The sequence below is a fragment of the Amycolatopsis halotolerans genome, assembly GCF_042647905.1.
In the GTDB taxonomy this organism is placed as follows: Bacteria; Actinomycetota; Actinomycetes; order Mycobacteriales; family Pseudonocardiaceae; genus Amycolatopsis; species Amycolatopsis halotolerans.
This window is the reverse complement of record NZ_JBHRWI010000030.1, coordinates 1-15,623: the sequence shown is the minus strand read 5'-3', so window position 1 is coordinate 15,623 and position 15,623 is coordinate 1. Positions and strand designations below refer to the sequence as shown.

Below are 15,623 nucleotides of genomic sequence, written 5' to 3'. Positions count from 1 at the left end.
GCAAGGAGTCCTTCCCAGCACGTCGGAGGAGAACTGGGGATGCAGCAGCGAAGCAGGAGGGCGTTCCTGTCGTTGGCGGGAACGGCGGCGGTGGGAGCGGTCGCGGCGGCGTGCGGGTCGAATACCGGGCGGCCGGGGGATCCGCCGCCGTCCACGGCGATGTCGGCGGGTGCGTCGACCACGTCGCAGGCCCCGAAGGTCACGCTGCAGCAGTGGTACCACGCATACGGCGAGGACGGCGTGCAGGAAGCCGTCAAGAACTACGCGGCCAGCTACTCGGGCGCGAAGGTCAACGTGGTGTGGAACCCCGGCGACTACGACTCGAAGATCGTCACCGCGCTGCAGAACAGCCCGGTGCCGGACGTCTTCGAGGCGCAGGTGAAGATCGACTGGGTCCGGCAGAACCAGGTGGTGTCGCTGGACGACATCATCGGGCCGGTCAAGAACGACTTCAGCCCCGCCGTGCTCGCCGCGCAGACGGTGGAGGGCAAGGTCTACGGCATTCCGCAGGCCACCGACACGCAGGTGCTCTTCTACCGCAAGAGCATGCTGCAGGCCGCCGGCGTGCAGCCGCCGCAGACCGTGGACGAGCTGATCGACGCCGCGAGCAAGCTGTCGAAGGACGGCGTGAAGGGCCTGTTCGCGGGCAATGACGGCGGCGTCGGCACGCTCACCGGGCCGCTGCTGTGGTCGGCCGGGCTCGACTATCTGAAGAACAACAACCGCGAGGTCGGCTTCGACGATCCACGCTCGGCCGCCGCGTTCAGCAAGCTGCACACGCTGAACACCAACGGTTCCCTGCTGCTCGGCGCTCCCGCCGACTGGTCGGACCCGGGCGCGTTCGTCGACGGGCTCTGCGCGATGCAGTGGACCGGGCTGTGGAACGTCCCGAAGGTCCGCGACGCGCTCAACGACGACTTCGGCGTCCTGCCGTTCCCGAAGCTGGACGACAGCGGCAAGCCCTCAGTTCCGGTCGGCGCGTACGGCGCGATGGTCAACGCGAAGAGCGCGCACGTCAACGAGGCCAAGGCGTTCGTGAAGTGGCTGTGGATCGACCAGACCGACAGCCAGCTCGAATTCGCCACCCGCTACGGCTTCCACGTGCCCGCCCGGCAGAGCCTGATCGACAAGGCGCAGACGCTGCAAACCGGCCCGGCCGCGGACGTGGTGAAGTTCGTCAAGGAGAACAGCCACCTCATCGGCGGTCCAGTGTGGACACAGACCGCGAACACCGCGCTGTCGGACGCGGTCGCGAAGATCGCCAAGGAGGGCGCGGACCCGGTGGCGCAGACCAAGGCCGCGGTCACCGTCGCGCAGTCCGAGCTGAAACGCCTCTTCGGATGAAGCTGTCCCGGAAAGCCCGGGATACGCTGGCGTTCTGGGGGTTCGTGGGCCCGTTCCTGCTCGGACTGGCGATCTTCGCCTACGTGCCGATCGGGTGGAGCCTGTACCTGTCGTTCTTCGACGCGCGCAACACCGTCACCCCGAGCGTCTTCGTCGGCCTGGACAACTACGCGCACATGCTCTCCGACGGCCCGTTCGTCTCAAGCCTCGGCACGTTCAGCGTGTTCGCCGTCTTCATCGTTCCGCTGACGTTCGTGCTGTCGCTGGCGTTGGCGGTCGGCGTGAACCAGCTGAGGTTCGCGAAGGCGTTCTTCCGTTCGGTGTTCTTCCTGCCGTTCGCGTGTTCGTACGTGGTGGCGTCGCTGATCTGGAAGACGTCGCTGTTCTCCGGCGTCCGCTACGGCCTCGCGAACACGGTGCTCGGCGTTTTCGGCGTCGACCCGGTGGCGTGGACCGGCACCGTGCACCCGCCGCTGTACTGGATCGTGCTGGTGACCGCCCGGCTGTGGCTGCAACTCGGCTTCTACATGATCCTGTTCCTCGCCGCGCTGCAACGGATTCCGCAGCATCTGTACGAGGCGGCGTGGCTCGACGGCGCGAAACCGGGCTGGCAGGTTTTCCGGCACATCACGCTGCCGCAGCTGCGCGCGACGTCGGTGGCCGTGCTGCTGCTGAACCTGATCAACGCCTATCAGGCGTTCGACGAGTTTTACAACATCATGGGCGATTCCCGGGGTTACCCGCCGTTCGCGCGGCCGCCGCTGGTGTACCTCTACTACACGTCGCTCGGCTCCGGCGGCCAGGATCTGGGCCGCGGCAGCGCGGGCGCGATCATCCTGGCGCTGCTGATCGCCGCGGTGACACTCCTGCAGGGCAAGCTTTTCCGGTTCGATCGGAGCGCGTCATGATCCGCGCGGTGCTTCGCTGGACGGCGCTCGGCGTGTCCGCGATCCTGTTCCTGCTGCCGTTCTATCTGTTGCTGCGCAACGGTCTCGCGTCGCGCGCGGAGATCACCGCGCCGGACTGGACACTGTGGCCGAAGCAGATCCACTGGGAGAATTTCACGAAGCTGTTCGACCAGCAGGACGTGCCGTTCGCGCGCAGCATCCTGAACTCGGTTGTCGTCGCGGTCCTGCAAACCGTCGGCCTGCTGGCGGTGTGCTCGCTCGCCGGCTACGGACTGGCGCGGGTGCCATACCGCTATTCGAAGCCGGTGTTCTACGCGGTGCTGGCGACGCTGATGATCCCGACGTCGGTGACGTTCGTGCCGAGTTTCGTGGTCGTGTCGACGCTCGGCTGGCTCTCGGACTTCCGCGGCCTGGTGATCCCGGGCCTGTTCAGCGCGTTCAGCGTTTTCCTGTTCCGGCAGTACTTCCTGGACTTCCCGAAGGAACTGGAAGACGCCGGCCGCGTCGACGGCCTGTCCCGCTGGGGCGTCTTCCGCAAGATCGTGGTGCCCAATTCGCGCGGCTTCTTCGCCGCGATCGCGGTGATCACCGTGATCGGCAGCTGGAACGCGTTCCTGTGGCCGCTGATCATCGCGCAGTCGCCGGACTCGTGGACGGTGCAGGTCGCGCTCTCCGGACTGCTGACCGCGCAGAACCCGCAGCTGAACCTGCTGTTCCTGGCCGCGGTGCTGTCGATCGTGCCGATCGTGGCGCTCTTCGCGTTTCTCCAGCGCTATCTGGTACACGGGGTCACCGAATCCGGGTTGAAAGGCTGAAAACCGTCACATCGACCGGCGACCGCGCGTAACGTTTCGCCGTTAGCCGCCGACGACTCACCGTCGCCACAGTCGTAGCAGGAGTGCACCCATGACGGACCCTTATCAGCAGCAGCCCTATCCCGGCCAAGACCCGGCGCAGGGGCATCCGTCCGCGCCCGTCCCGGCTCCCGGGTATCCGTCCGGGCCCACGCCCGCGCCGGGATACGGCCAGCCGCCGGTGCCTTATGGGGCGCCGATGTACGGGTCGCCTTATGCCGCTCCGTATCCGGGCGTTGTCCCGCTCAAGACCAGCGGGCTCGCGGTGGCCGGGATGGTCGTCGGGATCGTCGCGTTGATCTTCTTCTGGGTTCCGTTCTTCGACGTGGTCGCGGCGATCACGGCGATCGGCCTCTCCTGGGCGGGCATGGTGCAGGGCGGCAAACCCGGGTGGACCGGGCAGGGCATGGGCATCGCCGGACTGGTGTGCGGGATCCTGGCCGCGATCCCGGCGGTGATTTTCTTGATCTGGTTCTTCGTGTCGTTGTCCGCGGTGGGGGCCAGCTGCGCGTTCTACTGCTGAGGCCCTTCCCGGTCCTGGCGTTCGAGCTCGGCCAGGCGCGTCAACGCGGGAAGCGCCGCCACGAGAGTCTCGACCTCGTCGGCGGCGAGTTCGCCGATCAGCCGCGCGTACGCGTCGATGCCCGCCTGGTGCCGCGCCCGCACGTACGACGCGCCGGCCTCGGTCAGCCGCACCAGCGTGACCCGCTTGTCGGCCGCGTCGCCTTTCCGCTCGACCAGACCGGATTCCGCCATCGCCCGGACCAGGGCGGTCATCGCGGGCTGGGTGACGCCCTCGATCGCGGCCAGTTCGGTGATGCGCCGCGGGCCGCACCGGTGCAGGGTGGCCAGGGTGGCGGCGGAGGTCATGCTGATCCCGCGCGGAAGCCGTCTCGCGGCCCTGGTGGCCAGCCCGTAGAGGATCGACCCGATCGCCGCGGAAGCGCCCTGAGTGTCGTCGTCTTGACGGCTCATCCGTGAAGCATAGAGTATTTATATAAATGTTCTATGCATCCGGAGGTTTCCATGGCCAAGGGCTACTGGGCCAGCATCTACCGCGTCATTTCCGACCCCGAGAAGCTGGCCGCCTACAACAAGCTGGCCGGTCCGGCCGTTCGAGCCGGAGGTGGGCGGCTCCTGTCCAGTGACGGCCGGGTCGCCACCCGCGAGGCCGGAATCGCGGAACGCGCCGTTCTGATCGAGTTCGACAGCTTCGAACAGGCCGTCGCGGCCTACGAGAGCGAGGCTTACCAGGAGGCGCTGGCGGTCCTCGCCGACGGCGTCGAGCGCGACTTCCGCATCGTCGAAGGCATCGACTGACCGACAACGCCGCAACGGTCTCGGCACCGGATTCCGGGAGTCCGCAGGGATGTCCGGTGCCGTGACCACCCCTCCGTTCGGCGGTAGCACCCCTCTCCCCCGTGTGACAGAGTCACCCGCATTGTCACGGCAAATGTGAGAGACCTTCGCGTTCTGCTCTGGTCTCGTTCACCGGGCGGTCATGGACATCCGGGAGCGTGCTGGGGCACGGGCGAGAGGCGGGGAGCGGAACATGGCGGAACTGACCAGGCGGGCGTTCACCACGGCGGGCGTGGCCGGGGTGGGGTTGCTGCTGTGCACCCCGACGGCCAACGCACTGGACCGGGCCTTGAAGCGGACCAGCCAGCGGGCCGTCCGGACCGGCGGGACGACGCTGGACCAGGCCGCTTCCGGCGCGCCGACTGGGTACTCGCGGCTTTCCGCCGGGCCCGGCTGGCCGGTCGCCGTGCGAGCGGATCTCGTCGAGGCCAAGGCCGGGCGCGACGATCGGCGGACCGCGCTCGGCGCGTTCGTGCAGTTCACTGACCTGCACATCACCGACACCGAATCGCCTGCCCGGTTCGAGTACCTGCATCCGTTCATCGGGTCCGCGCATCGGCCGCAGGAAACGCTCGGCACGGTCGCGACCAGTGCGCTCGTCAAGCGGGTCAACAGCCTGCGCGCGGGGCCGTTCACGGGGCGGCAGTTCGACTTCGTCATGACCACCGGCGACAACACCGACAACCACGAACTGCTCGAGCTCGACTGGTTCCTCACGACGCTCAACGGCGGCGCGATCACGCCCAATTCCGGCGACCCGAACCGCTACGAGGGCGTCCAGGCGTCGGGCAACCCGGAATTCTGGAACCCGGGCACGCGGCTCGCCGACGACTACACCAAGAAGGGTTTTCCGCAGATCCCCGGACTGCTCGAAGCCGGGATCTCGTCGTTCACCGCACCTGGGCTGAACCTGCCGTGGTACTGCACGTTCGGCAATCACGACGACAGCGTCGTCGGCACGCTGCCGGAGGGCATTCCGGGCATCGAGGCCTGGTACACCGGCAAATACAAGGTCATCGGCAAGGACGAGAGCAGCGCGCGCAAGCTCGGCACCGCGATCCAGCAGGGCCAGAGTGTGCCTCTTGGCGAACTGTTCGGCGGCGGCACCGTTCGCGAGGTCACGCCGGATCCGCGGCGGCGGCCGTTCAGCACTTCGGAGTTCGTCAAGGCGCATCTCGCCGCGAAGAACACCGGGCCGGGGCCGGTCGGGCACGGCTTCACCGATGCCAACTCCGACGGGCGCAACGTCTACTACACGTTCCGGATCGCGCCTGGGGTCACCGGCATCAGCCTCGACACCACTACTCAGGGCGGGTTCGCCGACGGGTCGATCGGGCTCGCGCAGTTCAACTGGGTCGAGTCGACGCTCAAGCGCAACAGCTCGACGTACTACGACTTCTTCGGCCGCGAGGTCACGCACTCCGTCACCGACGAGCTGTTCGTCCTCTTCAGCCACCACACCAGCGGCACCATGGGCAACCTCCTGCCCGACGCGCGCCACCTGCTGGACCCGCGGCTCAACGGCGACACGTTCGTCGCGATGCTGCAGCGCTTCCCGAACGTCGTGGCCTGGGTCAACGGGCACACGCACCTCAACAAGATCACCCCGCACGTCGGCAAAACCCCGGCGCAGAGCTTCTGGGAGATCAACACCGCCAGCCACATCGACTTCCCGCAGCACGCGCGGGTGATCGAGCTGGCCGACAACCACGACGGCACGCTCTCGGTGTTCACCACGCTCATCGAGGCCGACGCCCCGTACGCCGTGGACTACTCCGCCCGCACGCCCGACGCGCTCGCCTCGATGTACCGCGAGTTCTCCTACAACGACATCCACGCCAACCTCAGCCACGTCGGCGAGGCGGGCGACCGCAACACCGAACTGCTGCTCACCAACCCGCTCAGCTGATTACCCGCGAGGTAATCGACGCCACGCATCCGGCTGCGGTTGACTGCTCGGCATGACCGACGTCGAAGGCACGGAGCTGTTCCACAAGACGATGCCGTTCAGCGAACGGCTCGGCATCGAGGTGCTGGAGCACGGCCCCGACCTGGTCCGCAGCCGGATCGCGTGGGACGAATCGCTGTGCACGCTCGGCGGCGTGCTGCACGGCGGCACCCTGATGGCGCTGGCCGATTCGACCGGGGCCGTCTGCGCGTTCCTCAACCTTCCCGAGGGCGCGCAGGGCACGACGACGCTGGAGTCGAAGACGAACTTCCTGCGCGGCGTCCGTTCGGGGTACGCCACCGCGTCGTCCAGACCACTGCACGCCGGGCGCCGGGTCGTGGTCGTCGAGACCGAAATCCATGACGACGACGGCAAGCTGGCCGCGAAAATCACCCAGACGCAAGCAGTGTTGTAGCGGCGGCTCTTTACTTACCCGCTCCGGAAGGCGAAAATCTTTGGCTACCACTGGGGTCTGGGGACGGAGCCGGAATGCGGGTTCGCGGATTGTGCACGTTACTGTCCATCGTCATGCTCACGGCTGGTGCGACCCAGGTCGCCGCCGCGGAACCGCGGCAGGCGCGTAACGACGAGGCCATCGACTACCACGAATGGTCGTCCGGCTCGTTCTTCGCGGGCCGGCTCGACGGGCTCGGCTTCGGCTACGGCGGCCTGCGGATCACGCATCCGGCGGGCAGCGTCGCGCACACCGAACCCGGTCTCGGCACCACGCGCACCTACGACTACGGCACCTGGACGTCGCCGAAGTACCGGCAGGGCTTCGACGCGACGCAGCTGATCGCGTCGTGGAACGCGCGCACCCCGGCGAAGACGTGGCTGGAGGTGCAGGCGCGCGGCCGGACTTCGGCCGGAGCCGAAACCACCTGGTACACCATGGGCCGCTGGGCCAGCGGGGACGCCGACATCCACCGCACCAGTGTCGACGGGCAGAGCGACGCCAACGCCTCGGTCGACGTCGACACGCTCGCCACGAAGGCGGGCGTCACGCTGCGCTCGTACCAGCTGCGCGTGACGCTGTACCGCGAGCAGGGTTCGCCCACTACGCCGACGCTGTCCTCGCTCGGCGCGATGACCTCGAACGTTCCGGACCGGTTCGACGTGCAGACCACCAAACCCGGCCGGGCGCGCGGGATCGAGCTGAAGGTGCCGCCGTTCGCCCAGAACATCCACAAAGGACAGTTCCCGCAATACGGCGGTGGCGGCGAGGCCTGGTGCAGCCCGACGTCGACCGAGATGGTCGCCGAGTACTGGGGTCGCAAGCCGTCCGCGCAGCAGATGGACTGGATCCCGGCGGACTACCAGGACCGTTCGGTCGTCTACGCCGCTCGCAACACCTTCGACTACGCGTACGACGGCACCGGCAACTGGCCGTTCAACACCGCGTACGCCGCTTCGCTCGGGTTGCGCGGGCACATCACGCGGCTGCACGACCTCAACGAACTCGAGGGCTACATCGCGCGCGGCATCCCGGTGATCACCTCGCAGTCGTTCCTGGCCAGTGAACTCGACGGCGCGGGCTACGGCACGGCCGGGCACCTGATGGTCGTCGTCGGCTTCACCCAGGCGGGCGATGTGATCGCGAACGACCCGGCGTCCAGCTCCGACGGCCGCGTGCGCACGGTGTACAAGCGCGACCAGTTCGAGAAGATCTGGCAGCGCACGAAACGGCACACCGACAGCGGCGCGGTGGCCGGCGGGCCGGGCGGCATCGTTTACCTGATCACGCCGTAAAACGCGCTGGTCCGCCCTGCCGTTTCGGGGCTACATTCCCGTCCGTGAGCGAACCCTCGGACACTTTGACCGACCCGCGCGAGCTGCTGCTCGCCTACCTCGACTACTACCGGGCGACGCTGCTGCGCAAGCTCGACGGCCTGTCCGACGACGAGCTGCGCACCAGCAGGCTCCCGTCGGGCTGGACCCCGCTCGAGCTGCTCAAGCACCTCGCGTTCGTGGAACGGCGGTGGCTGCGCTGGGGATTCCTGGGCGAGGACGTGGATCCGGTCTGGGGCGACGAGGACCCCGAGACCAGAAAGTGGGCGGTCGGCGCGGACGAATCGGCGGAGTCGGTTCGGGCGCTCTTCCGGGAAGAGTGCGAGTCCTCTCGTGCGATCGTGTCCGGCGCGCGGCTCGAGGACATCGCCCGCGGCACCGGCCGCTTCACGCCTCCGGCGCAGCCGCCCGCGTTGAGCTGGATCCTGTTTCACCTGCTTCAGGAGTACGCGCGGCATGTGGGGCAGCTGGACGTGGTGCGCGAGCTGGCGGACGGGGCGACCGGCGAGTAGCGACCGATCCGGGCTATGGCGACATGCGCATGATCCGTGATTAGCTGCCCCTGAAACGCCGTCGAAGGGTTGTGCATATGCCGTACGAGGTCCAGGGAGTCGTGTCGCGGGCCAAGGGTGAGCCGGTCACGCTCGAGACGGTGGTGGTGCCGGATCCGGGACCGGGCGAGGCCGTCGTGTCGGTGCAGGCCTGCGGGGTGTGCCACACCGACCTGCACTATCGCGAGGGCGGGATCAACGACGAGTTCCCGTTCCTCCTCGGGCACGAGGCCGCGGGACGGGTGGACAAGGTCGGCGCGGGCGTCACCGATCTCGCGCCTGGCGACTACGTGATCCTCAACTGGCGCGCGGTCTGCGGCACCTGCCGGGCGTGCAAGCGCGGCAAGCCCTGGTACTGCTTCTCGACCTTCAACGCCGAGCAGCCGATGACCCTCACCGACGGCACGAAACTGTCGCCCGCGCTGGGCGTCGGGGCCTTCCTCGAGAAGACGCTCGTCCACAGTGGACAGTGCACCAAGGTCGACGAGCGCGCTGAACCCGCCGTCGCCGGGTTGCTGGGCTGCGGCGTGATGGCCGGGCTCGGCGCGGCGATCAACACCGGTGCGGTCGGGCGTGGCGATTCGGTCGCGGTGATCGGCTGCGGCGGCGTCGGCGACGCGGCCATCGCGGGTGCGCGACTGGCCGGGGCCACCACGATCGTCGCGATCGACACTGACGACCGGAAACTGCAGTGGGCCAAGGACTTCGGGGCCACGCACACGGTCAACAGCCGAGGCTTGAGCGAGGACGACGTGGTCGCCGCGATGCAGGACGCGACGAACTCGTTCGGCCCGGACGTCGTGATCGACGCGGTCGGCCGTCCGGAGACCTGGCGCCAGGCGTTCTACGGACGCGACCTCGCCGGCACCGTCGTGCTGGTCGGCGTGCCCACGCCGGACATGAAGCTGAACGACCTGCCGCTGATCGACTTCTTCTCGCGCGGCGGTTCGCTGAAGTCGTCGTGGTACGGCGATTGCCTGCCGTCGCGGGACTTCCCGATGCTCGTCGACCTGTACCTGCAGGGCCGGTTGCCGCTGGACAAGTTCGTCACGGAGCGGATCGGCGTCGACGGCGTGGAGCAGGCTTTCGAGCGAATGCACCACGGCGACGTGCTGCGCAGCGTGGTGGAGTTCTGATTCTTTTCGCCGACGCGGACTATCCGGCCGACCCGTACCCGGGCACGCGGCCGGACTGCTCGTACGTGCACCTCGACGGCGCTGGCCATGCCCTGGACACCGCGCCGCCGGGGTGGCGTTCGCGCACGCCGGTGCTCGCGTACGGGTCGAACGCGTGCCCGTCGAAGATCACCTGGCTGCGCACCGAACTCGGCCTGACCGGACCGGTCGTCGCGGCTCGCGCCCGGTGCACCGGGCTCGCCGCGGTGTGGGCCGCCGGGCTGCGCGAACGCGACGGCCAGCGCCCGGCAACGCTCACCGCGCTGCCGGGCGTGACGGAGGACCACTTCGTCTGGTTCGCGACGCCGGAGCAGTTGGCCGTGCTGGATGTCTGCGAGGGTCGCGGGAATCGGTACGACCTGGCGACGCTGGACAACGCCGACATCCGGCTGGACGGCGTGCTGCTTTCTGGCGTGCACGCTTACGTCGGGGCCGCGCCGGTCCGGTTTCCGTTGCTGATCAACGGTTCGCCGGTCCGGATGTGCGAGGTGGCCCAGGCCGAAGCCGCGGCACTCGTGGGCGAACCGGCGGCAGGACACGGCCTCGCCTGCACCGTCCTGCCGCCGGAGCAAGCCTTCAGCTGACTGTCCGTGAAGGACTCCTTGAGGGAATCAGATTCCCTCAAGGGGCCCTTCACGGCGCGGGTCCGGGATCGCGCGCACGGTCAGGAAGCCCAGCGGTTCCTGCGCAAGCCGGGCGTGGCGTTCGGGATCAACCGCGGCTGCGGCCTCGGGCGGGCGTCCCTCGCGCAGTTGCTCGATCAGGAATCCGGCCTCGCGCAACTCCTCGCAGGTGCGTTCCAGCGGAGCCAGCCAGTACCGCACCTTCCAGCCGCGGCTCCAGACCTCCTCGATCACCCGGACGTCGAAGTAGTTGCCGCCGTGCCGGAGCCAGTCGCCGGTCGGATGCTGCCTCGACAACACCAGCGCACCGCCTGGCCGCAGCACCCGGCGGAACTCGCGCAGCGCGCCGACCCGGTCGTCCACGTACTCCAGCGCGAGGGCGAACAGCACCTGATCCACCGACGCGTCCGGCAGCCAGGCCAGCGGTTCGGCCAGGTCCTGGACGCGGAACTCGCCTGTCGGCACTCGCTCGCGGCTCAGTTCGACCATGCGCGGGCTGAGGTCGAACCCGGTCACTCGCGCGCCGCGTGCGGTCAGTTCCTCGGCGTAGAGGCCGGGACCGCACGCGGCGTCGAGGACGTGCTGCCCGGCGACGTCGCCCAGTAATTCCAGGCAGGCCGGGCGGTCGTAGTGCGCGTTGTAGAACCCGTTTTGCGCGTGGTCGAGGAATTCGTCGGCGAACACTTCGTATTGCGGAAAGGAACCCACTGCATCGCTCACCCGCGCCAGTCTGCCCGCGCGGGCGCGTTCAGCCGAGCAGTTTTCCGGGGTTCAGGATCCCGGTCGGGTCCACTGCGGACTTGGCCGCGCGCAGCACGTCCAGTCCGATCCGGCCGATCTCCGCCTCCAGGTACGGCGCGTGGTCGACGCCGACCGCGTGGTGGTGGCTGATCGTTCCGATACCGGTGATCGCCTCGCACGCCGCCGCTTTCGCGCGCTGCCACTGTCCGACCGGATCGGTGTCGTCCCGCGACGTCAGCACCGTGAAGTACAGCGACGCACCGGTTTCGTAGGCGTGCGAGACGTGGCACATCACGATCGCGCGGCCCAGCGAGGCCACCAAAGCCGCGCGCACCGCGTCGTGCAGTTCGTCCAAATTGGACCAATAGGCCGCGGTCTCCAGGGTTTCCACGCAGACGCCGAGATCCAGCAACGCGTCGCGCTGTCGCGGTCCGTTGAACCGGCCGTGCCGCCACGATTCGCCGAGCACCTTGCCGATCCGCAAGGCACCGGAACAGCGCAACATCGCCGACGTCCGCCGACGGCGTCGAGCGACGTCTCCTTCCCAGCCGACAATCAGCAGACAAGGGTTCTTGATCCCGCGTGCTTTGAGATATGCCTTCAGCGCAGTGGTCTTCAGCCCGGCGTTGAGCGAGAACGACACATTCGTCTCGTCCACATCAGACAGCCGCGTGACGTCTGCCAAACCGTGGTCCTGCGCGAGCTTCCGCACCGCCGCCGCGCCGGCCTCCCAGCCGTCGACGATCCAGCCCTCGTAATGCCGCTGCTCCGGCAACGGCCGCACCCGCAGCGCGACCTCGGTGATCACGCCGAGCGTGCCCTCGCTGCCGACCGCGAGCTGCCGCAGATCCGGACCCGCCGCGGACGCCGGCGCGACACCCAGCCGCCACTCGCCCTTGGGCGTGGCCAGCCGGACCCCGGCGACCATGTCCTCGAACCGGCCGTAACCGGACGACGCCTGCCCAGCCGACCGGGTAGCCGCGAACCCGCCGATGGTGGCGCGCTCGAACGACTGCGGCACGTGACCGAGCGTGTACCCGTGCGCCGCGAGCAGCCGTTCCGCCTCCGGACCGCGCACGCCGGCCTGCAGCACGGCGATCCGCGACGTCGGGTCCACCGACACCAGTTCGTCGAGCCGCACCAGGTCCAGCACGACCACCGCGGTCTTGTCGCCGCGCAGCGCCGCGACCCCGCCGACCACCGACGTGCCGCCGCCGAACGGGACCACGCCGATGTCGTGCCGCACGCAGATGTCCAGCACGGCCTGCACCTGGTCCGGGTCCGCGGGCAGCAGCACCGCGTCCGGCACCGGCACCTCGTCGCCCGCCCTGGCGTGCAGGAGGTCCAGATAGGACAGACCACCAGCGCGGCCGAGGCGCTCCCGCGGATCGAGGAGCACGTGGTCCGCGCCGAGAAGTTCCTCGAATTCGGTACGGACGGGCACAGTCAGCGCGGACTCGGAGACCGGGCTGACCGCGCCGGTTTTCCCGCCTCGATCCGGGCCGACCTGGCCGATACGCTGGCCAAGCCACCGGACCGCGCGATCGGGCAGACCGGCCGAGGCCGAGCCCTCTTCGGTCCACGAACGCCGGATGCGGTGGTTGATGAGATCGCTCACGACTACAGTGTGACACATGGACGTCAAACGTCACTCCCGACCGGGAGCGACCCCCTCCGCACTCGCGGACGCTCGCAGCCGCCCGACCTCGGCTCGCGTCGCCGACGACGAGCTCCTCGACGCCGCGCGCCAGTGCGTGCTCGCAGTCGGCGTCCGGCGCACGACGCTCGCCGAGATCGCCCGAACCGCGCAGGTCAGCCGCATGACGGTGTACCGGCGGTTCCCCGATGTGCGCAGTGTCCTCGCCGCGCTGATGACCCGCGAGTTCAGCGGTCTGCTGCAGCGGGTGAACGAGTCCGGCGACCACACGGCGCACGCGCGCGACCGCATCGTGCACCTGGCGGCGGCCAGTGTCGGCGCGCTGTCGGCCGATCCGCTGTTCCGGACGCTGCTGGACGTCGACGCCGAACTGGTGCTGCCGTACATCGTGGAACGGCTCGGCGCGACGCAGCACTTCGCCGAGCACGTGCTCCGAAGCCTGCTCGAGGAGGGGCACCGAGACGGATCGGTGCGTACCGCCGAGGTGGCCGCGCAGGCGCGCTCGGTGCTGCTGGTCGTGCAGTCGCTCGCGTTCTCGCTGCGCCCGGCCACCGCCGACGTGGGCGAGGACGCGCTGCTCGCCGAATTCCGGCACCTGATCGAAGCGGGGTTGAAACCATGAGCACCGGATCCCTCAACGCGCGCCGCCGCGAACGCGAACTGTCCCGCTTGGTCGACGGCGAACAAGTCGATGTGCTCGTGGTCGGCGGCGGCGTCACCGGCGCGGGCATCGCGCTCGACGCGGCCGCGCGGGGGCTTTCCGTCGCGTTGGTGGAGGCGCACGATCTCGCGTTCGGCACTTCGCGCTGGTCGAGCAAGCTCGTGCACGGCGGATTGCGGTACCTGGCCAAGGGCGAACTCGGGCTCGCGCATGAGAGTGCGGTGGAGCGCGGGATTCTCATGACCCGCACCGCGCCGCACCTCACGCGCGCGATGCCGCAGCTTTTTCCGCTCTATCCCGGTACTTCCGCCGCGCAGCAGGCGTTGATCGCCACTGGCCTGCGGGCGGGTGACGGGTTGCGACGGGCCGCGCGTACGCCGTCGTCGGTGCTTCCTGGACCGCGCCGGATTCCCGCTGCTGAGGCGCTGGCATTGTCCCCTGGACTCGCTGTTAACGGGCTGCGTGGTGCCCTGCTGGCGTACGACGGTGCCTTGGTTGACGATGCGCGTTTGGTGGTCAGCATCGCCCGTACCGCAGCATTGCTCGGGGCTCGGATTCTCACGCGTTTGTCGGCGGTTTCCTTGTCCGGCAACGAAGCGCGGGTAAGTGATGGGACCACTTCGTACACGCTTCGCGCGCGCCAGGTCATCAACGCGACCGGAGTCTGGGCGGATACGCTGACTGACTCCGTGCAGCTGCGCCCTTCGCGCGGGTCCCATCTGGTGCTCGCACCGGACACCGTGCGGGTCGGGGCCACGTCGGTCAACATTCCGGTTCCCGGCGAGACCAACCGGTTCGTCTTCCTGCTTCCGCAACTCGACGGCCGGGTCTACTTAGGACTCACCGATGAGCCGGTGTCCGGCGGCGTGCCCGATGTCCCTTCCGTGCCCGAGTCCGATGTGGACTTCCTGCTTTCGACAGCTTCTTCCGTCCTGAACCGCCCATTGACCGCCGCCGATGTGATCGGCTCTTACGCCGGATTGCGCCCGCTCGTCTCCGGTTCCGCTGGGCGCAGTGCCGATCTGTCTCGGAAACACGCGGTGATCACCGGTTCCGATGGCGTGCTCACCGTGGTCGGCGGGAAGCTGACGACGTATCGCCGCATGGCCGAGGACGCCGTCGATGCCGCCTTGACGCACGCCGGATTGCCCGCTGGCCCTTCCCGTACGTCGAAGCTGCCGCTGATCGGCGCCGCGCCGCGCTCCCGACTGTCGCTTGTGGACGCACCGGCGCGCTTGGTGGCCAAGTACGGCACCGAAGCACCCCGTGTGGCGGCGCTCGGCGAACTGGAGCCGGAATTCGCGGAACCGCTGTGCGCGTCGACGGAAATCACCGCGGCCGAGGTGGTGTGGGCAGTCCGGCACGAGGGCGCGACGACTGCCGAGGACGTCCTCGAACGCCGCACCCGGCTGTCCCTGGTACCCGCCGACGCCGAAGCCGCCCGGGATCGGGTAGCCGAACTGGTGGAGAAAACGCTGGCCGGACTGTCCTGAAACTTGCCTTCCGGCCGTACAGCCCCAATGTGGCATTGGGTGCGTCAGATGCACCGAACGCCACATTGGGTGCGTCAGATGCACCCAATGCCACATTGAGGTTTTCTCAGTAGGGCTGGGCGGGGTGCGTGTCGCCGGGGGATGAGGCGTGGGGCCGCTGGTAGGACTGGATTTGCGAAGATCAAGTCCGAGAAAACCCAGGGGCCCCACGTGATTGCCTATGGTGCCACGCTCGACGTGGCGCGCGAGCTTGCCCTGTTCGTCGCGCGCGTCCTGCACGCCGAACGCCGCGCCCGCGGCACCCGCCGCGGCCGACGCGCGCTGACCCCGTATCGCCAGGCGGTGCTGGTGCTGGCCTGGTTCCGCGACGCCGTCCCGGTGCACCGGCTGGCCGCCGACCACCGCATCGGCGTCGCCACGGCCTACCGGTACCTGCACGAAGCCATCACCGCCCTCGCCGCCCAGGCCCCCGACCTGCACGACGTCCTGGAGCAGCGCCGGGCCGCGGGGGACGCGCACGT

Annotated in this window: 16 protein-coding genes and 1 pseudogene; 14 read left to right on the top strand and 3 right to left on the bottom strand. The window is 68.8% G+C overall.

From position 1 onward, the window contains the following. The first annotated feature begins 39 nt into the window (after positions 1-39). The 4 genes from ACFORO_RS25605 (at position 40) to ACFORO_RS25590 (ending at position 3,629) form a co-directional block, all read left to right on the top strand. Positions 40-1,344, top strand: coding sequence for an ABC transporter substrate-binding protein (locus ACFORO_RS25605; protein WP_377868997.1), 1,305 nt, complete (start codon positions 40-42; stop codon positions 1,342-1,344). Continuing rightward, positions 1,341-2,252 carry a carbohydrate ABC transporter permease gene (locus ACFORO_RS25600; protein ID WP_354743134.1) on the top strand — a complete coding sequence of 304 codons (912 nt, stop codon included), beginning with the start codon at positions 1,341-1,343 and terminating at the stop codon, positions 2,250-2,252. Before ACFORO_RS25605 ends, ACFORO_RS25600 begins: the two co-directional genes overlap by 4 nt. Further along, positions 2,249-3,067, top strand: coding sequence for a carbohydrate ABC transporter permease (locus ACFORO_RS25595; RefSeq protein WP_377868996.1), 819 nt, complete (start codon positions 2,249-2,251; stop codon positions 3,065-3,067). Before ACFORO_RS25600 ends, ACFORO_RS25595 begins: the two co-directional genes overlap by 4 nt. A 91-nt stretch (positions 3,068-3,158) precedes the next feature. Beyond that, positions 3,159-3,629 carry a DUF4190 domain-containing protein gene (locus ACFORO_RS25590; RefSeq protein ID WP_377868995.1) on the top strand — a complete coding sequence of 157 codons (471 nt, stop codon included), beginning with the start codon at positions 3,159-3,161 and terminating at the stop codon, positions 3,627-3,629. On the opposite strand, the gene ACFORO_RS25585 is transcribed toward ACFORO_RS25590, so the two are convergent. Then, positions 3,620-4,081, bottom strand: coding sequence for a MarR family winged helix-turn-helix transcriptional regulator (locus ACFORO_RS25585; RefSeq protein WP_377868994.1), 462 nt, complete (start codon positions 4,079-4,081; stop codon positions 3,620-3,622). The genes ACFORO_RS25590 and ACFORO_RS25585 overlap by 10 nt on opposite strands. A 51-nt stretch (positions 4,082-4,132) precedes the next feature. On the opposite strand from ACFORO_RS25585, the gene ACFORO_RS25580 reads away from it, so the two are divergent. From ACFORO_RS25580 to ACFORO_RS25550, 7 genes are all read left to right on the top strand, one after another. Continuing rightward, a complete protein-coding gene (locus ACFORO_RS25580) occupies positions 4,133-4,426 on the top strand; it encodes a DUF1330 domain-containing protein (RefSeq protein WP_377869296.1) in 294 nt (97 codons plus the stop codon). Positions 4,427-4,658: 232 nt separating this feature from the next. Continuing rightward, on the top strand, positions 4,659-6,374 hold the full coding sequence (locus ACFORO_RS25575) for a TIGR03767 family metallophosphoesterase (protein WP_377868993.1): 1,716 nt from the start codon (positions 4,659-4,661) through the stop codon (positions 6,372-6,374). Positions 6,375-6,426: 52 nt separating this feature from the next. Next, complete coding sequence (locus ACFORO_RS25570) at positions 6,427-6,828, top strand: PaaI family thioesterase (protein WP_377868992.1); 402 nt, start codon at positions 6,427-6,429, stop codon at positions 6,826-6,828. Positions 6,829-6,902: 74 nt separating this feature from the next. Then, a complete protein-coding gene (locus ACFORO_RS25565; protein WP_377868991.1) occupies positions 6,903-8,162 on the top strand; it encodes a peptidase C39 family protein in 1,260 nt (419 codons plus the stop codon). Positions 8,163-8,206: 44 nt separating this feature from the next. Further along, positions 8,207-8,713, top strand: a complete 507-nt coding sequence (locus tag ACFORO_RS25560) for a DinB family protein (RefSeq protein ID WP_377868990.1) — start codon at positions 8,207-8,209, stop codon at positions 8,711-8,713. Positions 8,714-8,790: 77 nt separating this feature from the next. Beyond that, on the top strand, positions 8,791-9,888 hold the full coding sequence (locus ACFORO_RS25555; RefSeq protein WP_377868989.1) for an S-(hydroxymethyl)mycothiol dehydrogenase: 1,098 nt from the start codon (positions 8,791-8,793) through the stop codon (positions 9,886-9,888). 65 nt (positions 9,889-9,953) lie between these two features. Further along, positions 9,954-10,511: a gamma-glutamylcyclotransferase gene (locus tag ACFORO_RS25550; RefSeq protein WP_377896643.1), complete on the top strand. Its 558-nt coding sequence runs from the start codon at positions 9,954-9,956 to the stop codon at positions 10,509-10,511. Positions 10,512-10,538: 27 nt separating this feature from the next. On the opposite strand, the gene ACFORO_RS25545 is transcribed toward ACFORO_RS25550, so the two are convergent. Beyond that, positions 10,539-11,270, bottom strand: a complete 732-nt coding sequence (locus tag ACFORO_RS25545) for a class I SAM-dependent methyltransferase (RefSeq protein ID WP_377868987.1) — start codon at positions 11,268-11,270, stop codon at positions 10,539-10,541. A gap of 28 nt (positions 11,271-11,298) precedes the next feature. Continuing rightward, complete coding sequence (locus ACFORO_RS25540; RefSeq protein ID WP_377868986.1) at positions 11,299-12,909, bottom strand: FAD-binding oxidoreductase; 1,611 nt, start codon at positions 12,907-12,909, stop codon at positions 11,299-11,301. Positions 12,910-12,925: 16 nt separating this feature from the next. Here ACFORO_RS25540 and ACFORO_RS25535 point away from each other — a divergent pair, with 16 nt between their 5' ends. The 3 genes and pseudogenes from ACFORO_RS25535 to ACFORO_RS25525 all read left to right on the top strand — a co-directional run. Beyond that, the gene (locus ACFORO_RS25535; RefSeq protein WP_377868985.1) at positions 12,926-13,570 is read left to right on the top strand and encodes a TetR/AcrR family transcriptional regulator; all 645 of its coding nucleotides are present in this window, start codon (positions 12,926-12,928) and stop codon (positions 13,568-13,570) included. Next, positions 13,567-15,102: a glycerol-3-phosphate dehydrogenase/oxidase gene (locus tag ACFORO_RS25530; protein ID WP_377868984.1), complete on the top strand. Its 1,536-nt coding sequence runs from the start codon at positions 13,567-13,569 to the stop codon at positions 15,100-15,102. The genes ACFORO_RS25535 and ACFORO_RS25530 overlap by 4 nt, the downstream gene beginning before the upstream one ends. Before the next feature lie 210 nt (positions 15,103-15,312). Next, positions 15,313-15,623 (top strand): annotated as a pseudogene (locus ACFORO_RS25525) (IS5/IS1182 family transposase); the annotation flags it as partial.

Excerpts from the sequence above, each read along its gene's own strand:
- ACFORO_RS25605 (WP_377868997.1), top strand. The coding sequence starts at position 40 with ATGCAGCAGCGAAGCAGGAGGGCGTTCCTGTCGTTGGCGGGAACGGCG.
- ACFORO_RS25600 (WP_354743134.1), top strand. The coding sequence starts at position 1,341 with ATGAAGCTGTCCCGGAAAGCCCGGGATACGCTGGCGTTCTGGGGGTTC.
- ACFORO_RS25595 (WP_377868996.1), top strand. The coding sequence starts at position 2,249 with ATGATCCGCGCGGTGCTTCGCTGGACGGCGCTCGGCGTGTCCGCGATC.
- ACFORO_RS25590 (WP_377868995.1), top strand. The coding sequence starts at position 3,159 with ATGACGGACCCTTATCAGCAGCAGCCCTATCCCGGCCAAGACCCGGCG.
- ACFORO_RS25585 (WP_377868994.1), bottom strand. The coding sequence starts at position 4,081 with ATGAGCCGTCAAGACGACGACACTCAGGGCGCTTCCGCGGCGATCGGG.
- ACFORO_RS25580 (WP_377869296.1), top strand. The coding sequence starts at position 4,133 with ATGGCCAAGGGCTACTGGGCCAGCATCTACCGCGTCATTTCCGACCCC.
- ACFORO_RS25575 (WP_377868993.1), top strand. The coding sequence starts at position 4,659 with ATGGCGGAACTGACCAGGCGGGCGTTCACCACGGCGGGCGTGGCCGGG.
- ACFORO_RS25570 (WP_377868992.1), top strand. The coding sequence starts at position 6,427 with ATGACCGACGTCGAAGGCACGGAGCTGTTCCACAAGACGATGCCGTTC.
- ACFORO_RS25565 (WP_377868991.1), top strand. The coding sequence starts at position 6,903 with ATGCGGGTTCGCGGATTGTGCACGTTACTGTCCATCGTCATGCTCACG.
- ACFORO_RS25555 (WP_377868989.1), top strand. The coding sequence starts at position 8,791 with ATGCCGTACGAGGTCCAGGGAGTCGTGTCGCGGGCCAAGGGTGAGCCG.
- ACFORO_RS25535 (WP_377868985.1), top strand. The coding sequence starts at position 12,926 with ATGGACGTCAAACGTCACTCCCGACCGGGAGCGACCCCCTCCGCACTC.
- ACFORO_RS25530 (WP_377868984.1), top strand. The coding sequence starts at position 13,567 with ATGAGCACCGGATCCCTCAACGCGCGCCGCCGCGAACGCGAACTGTCC.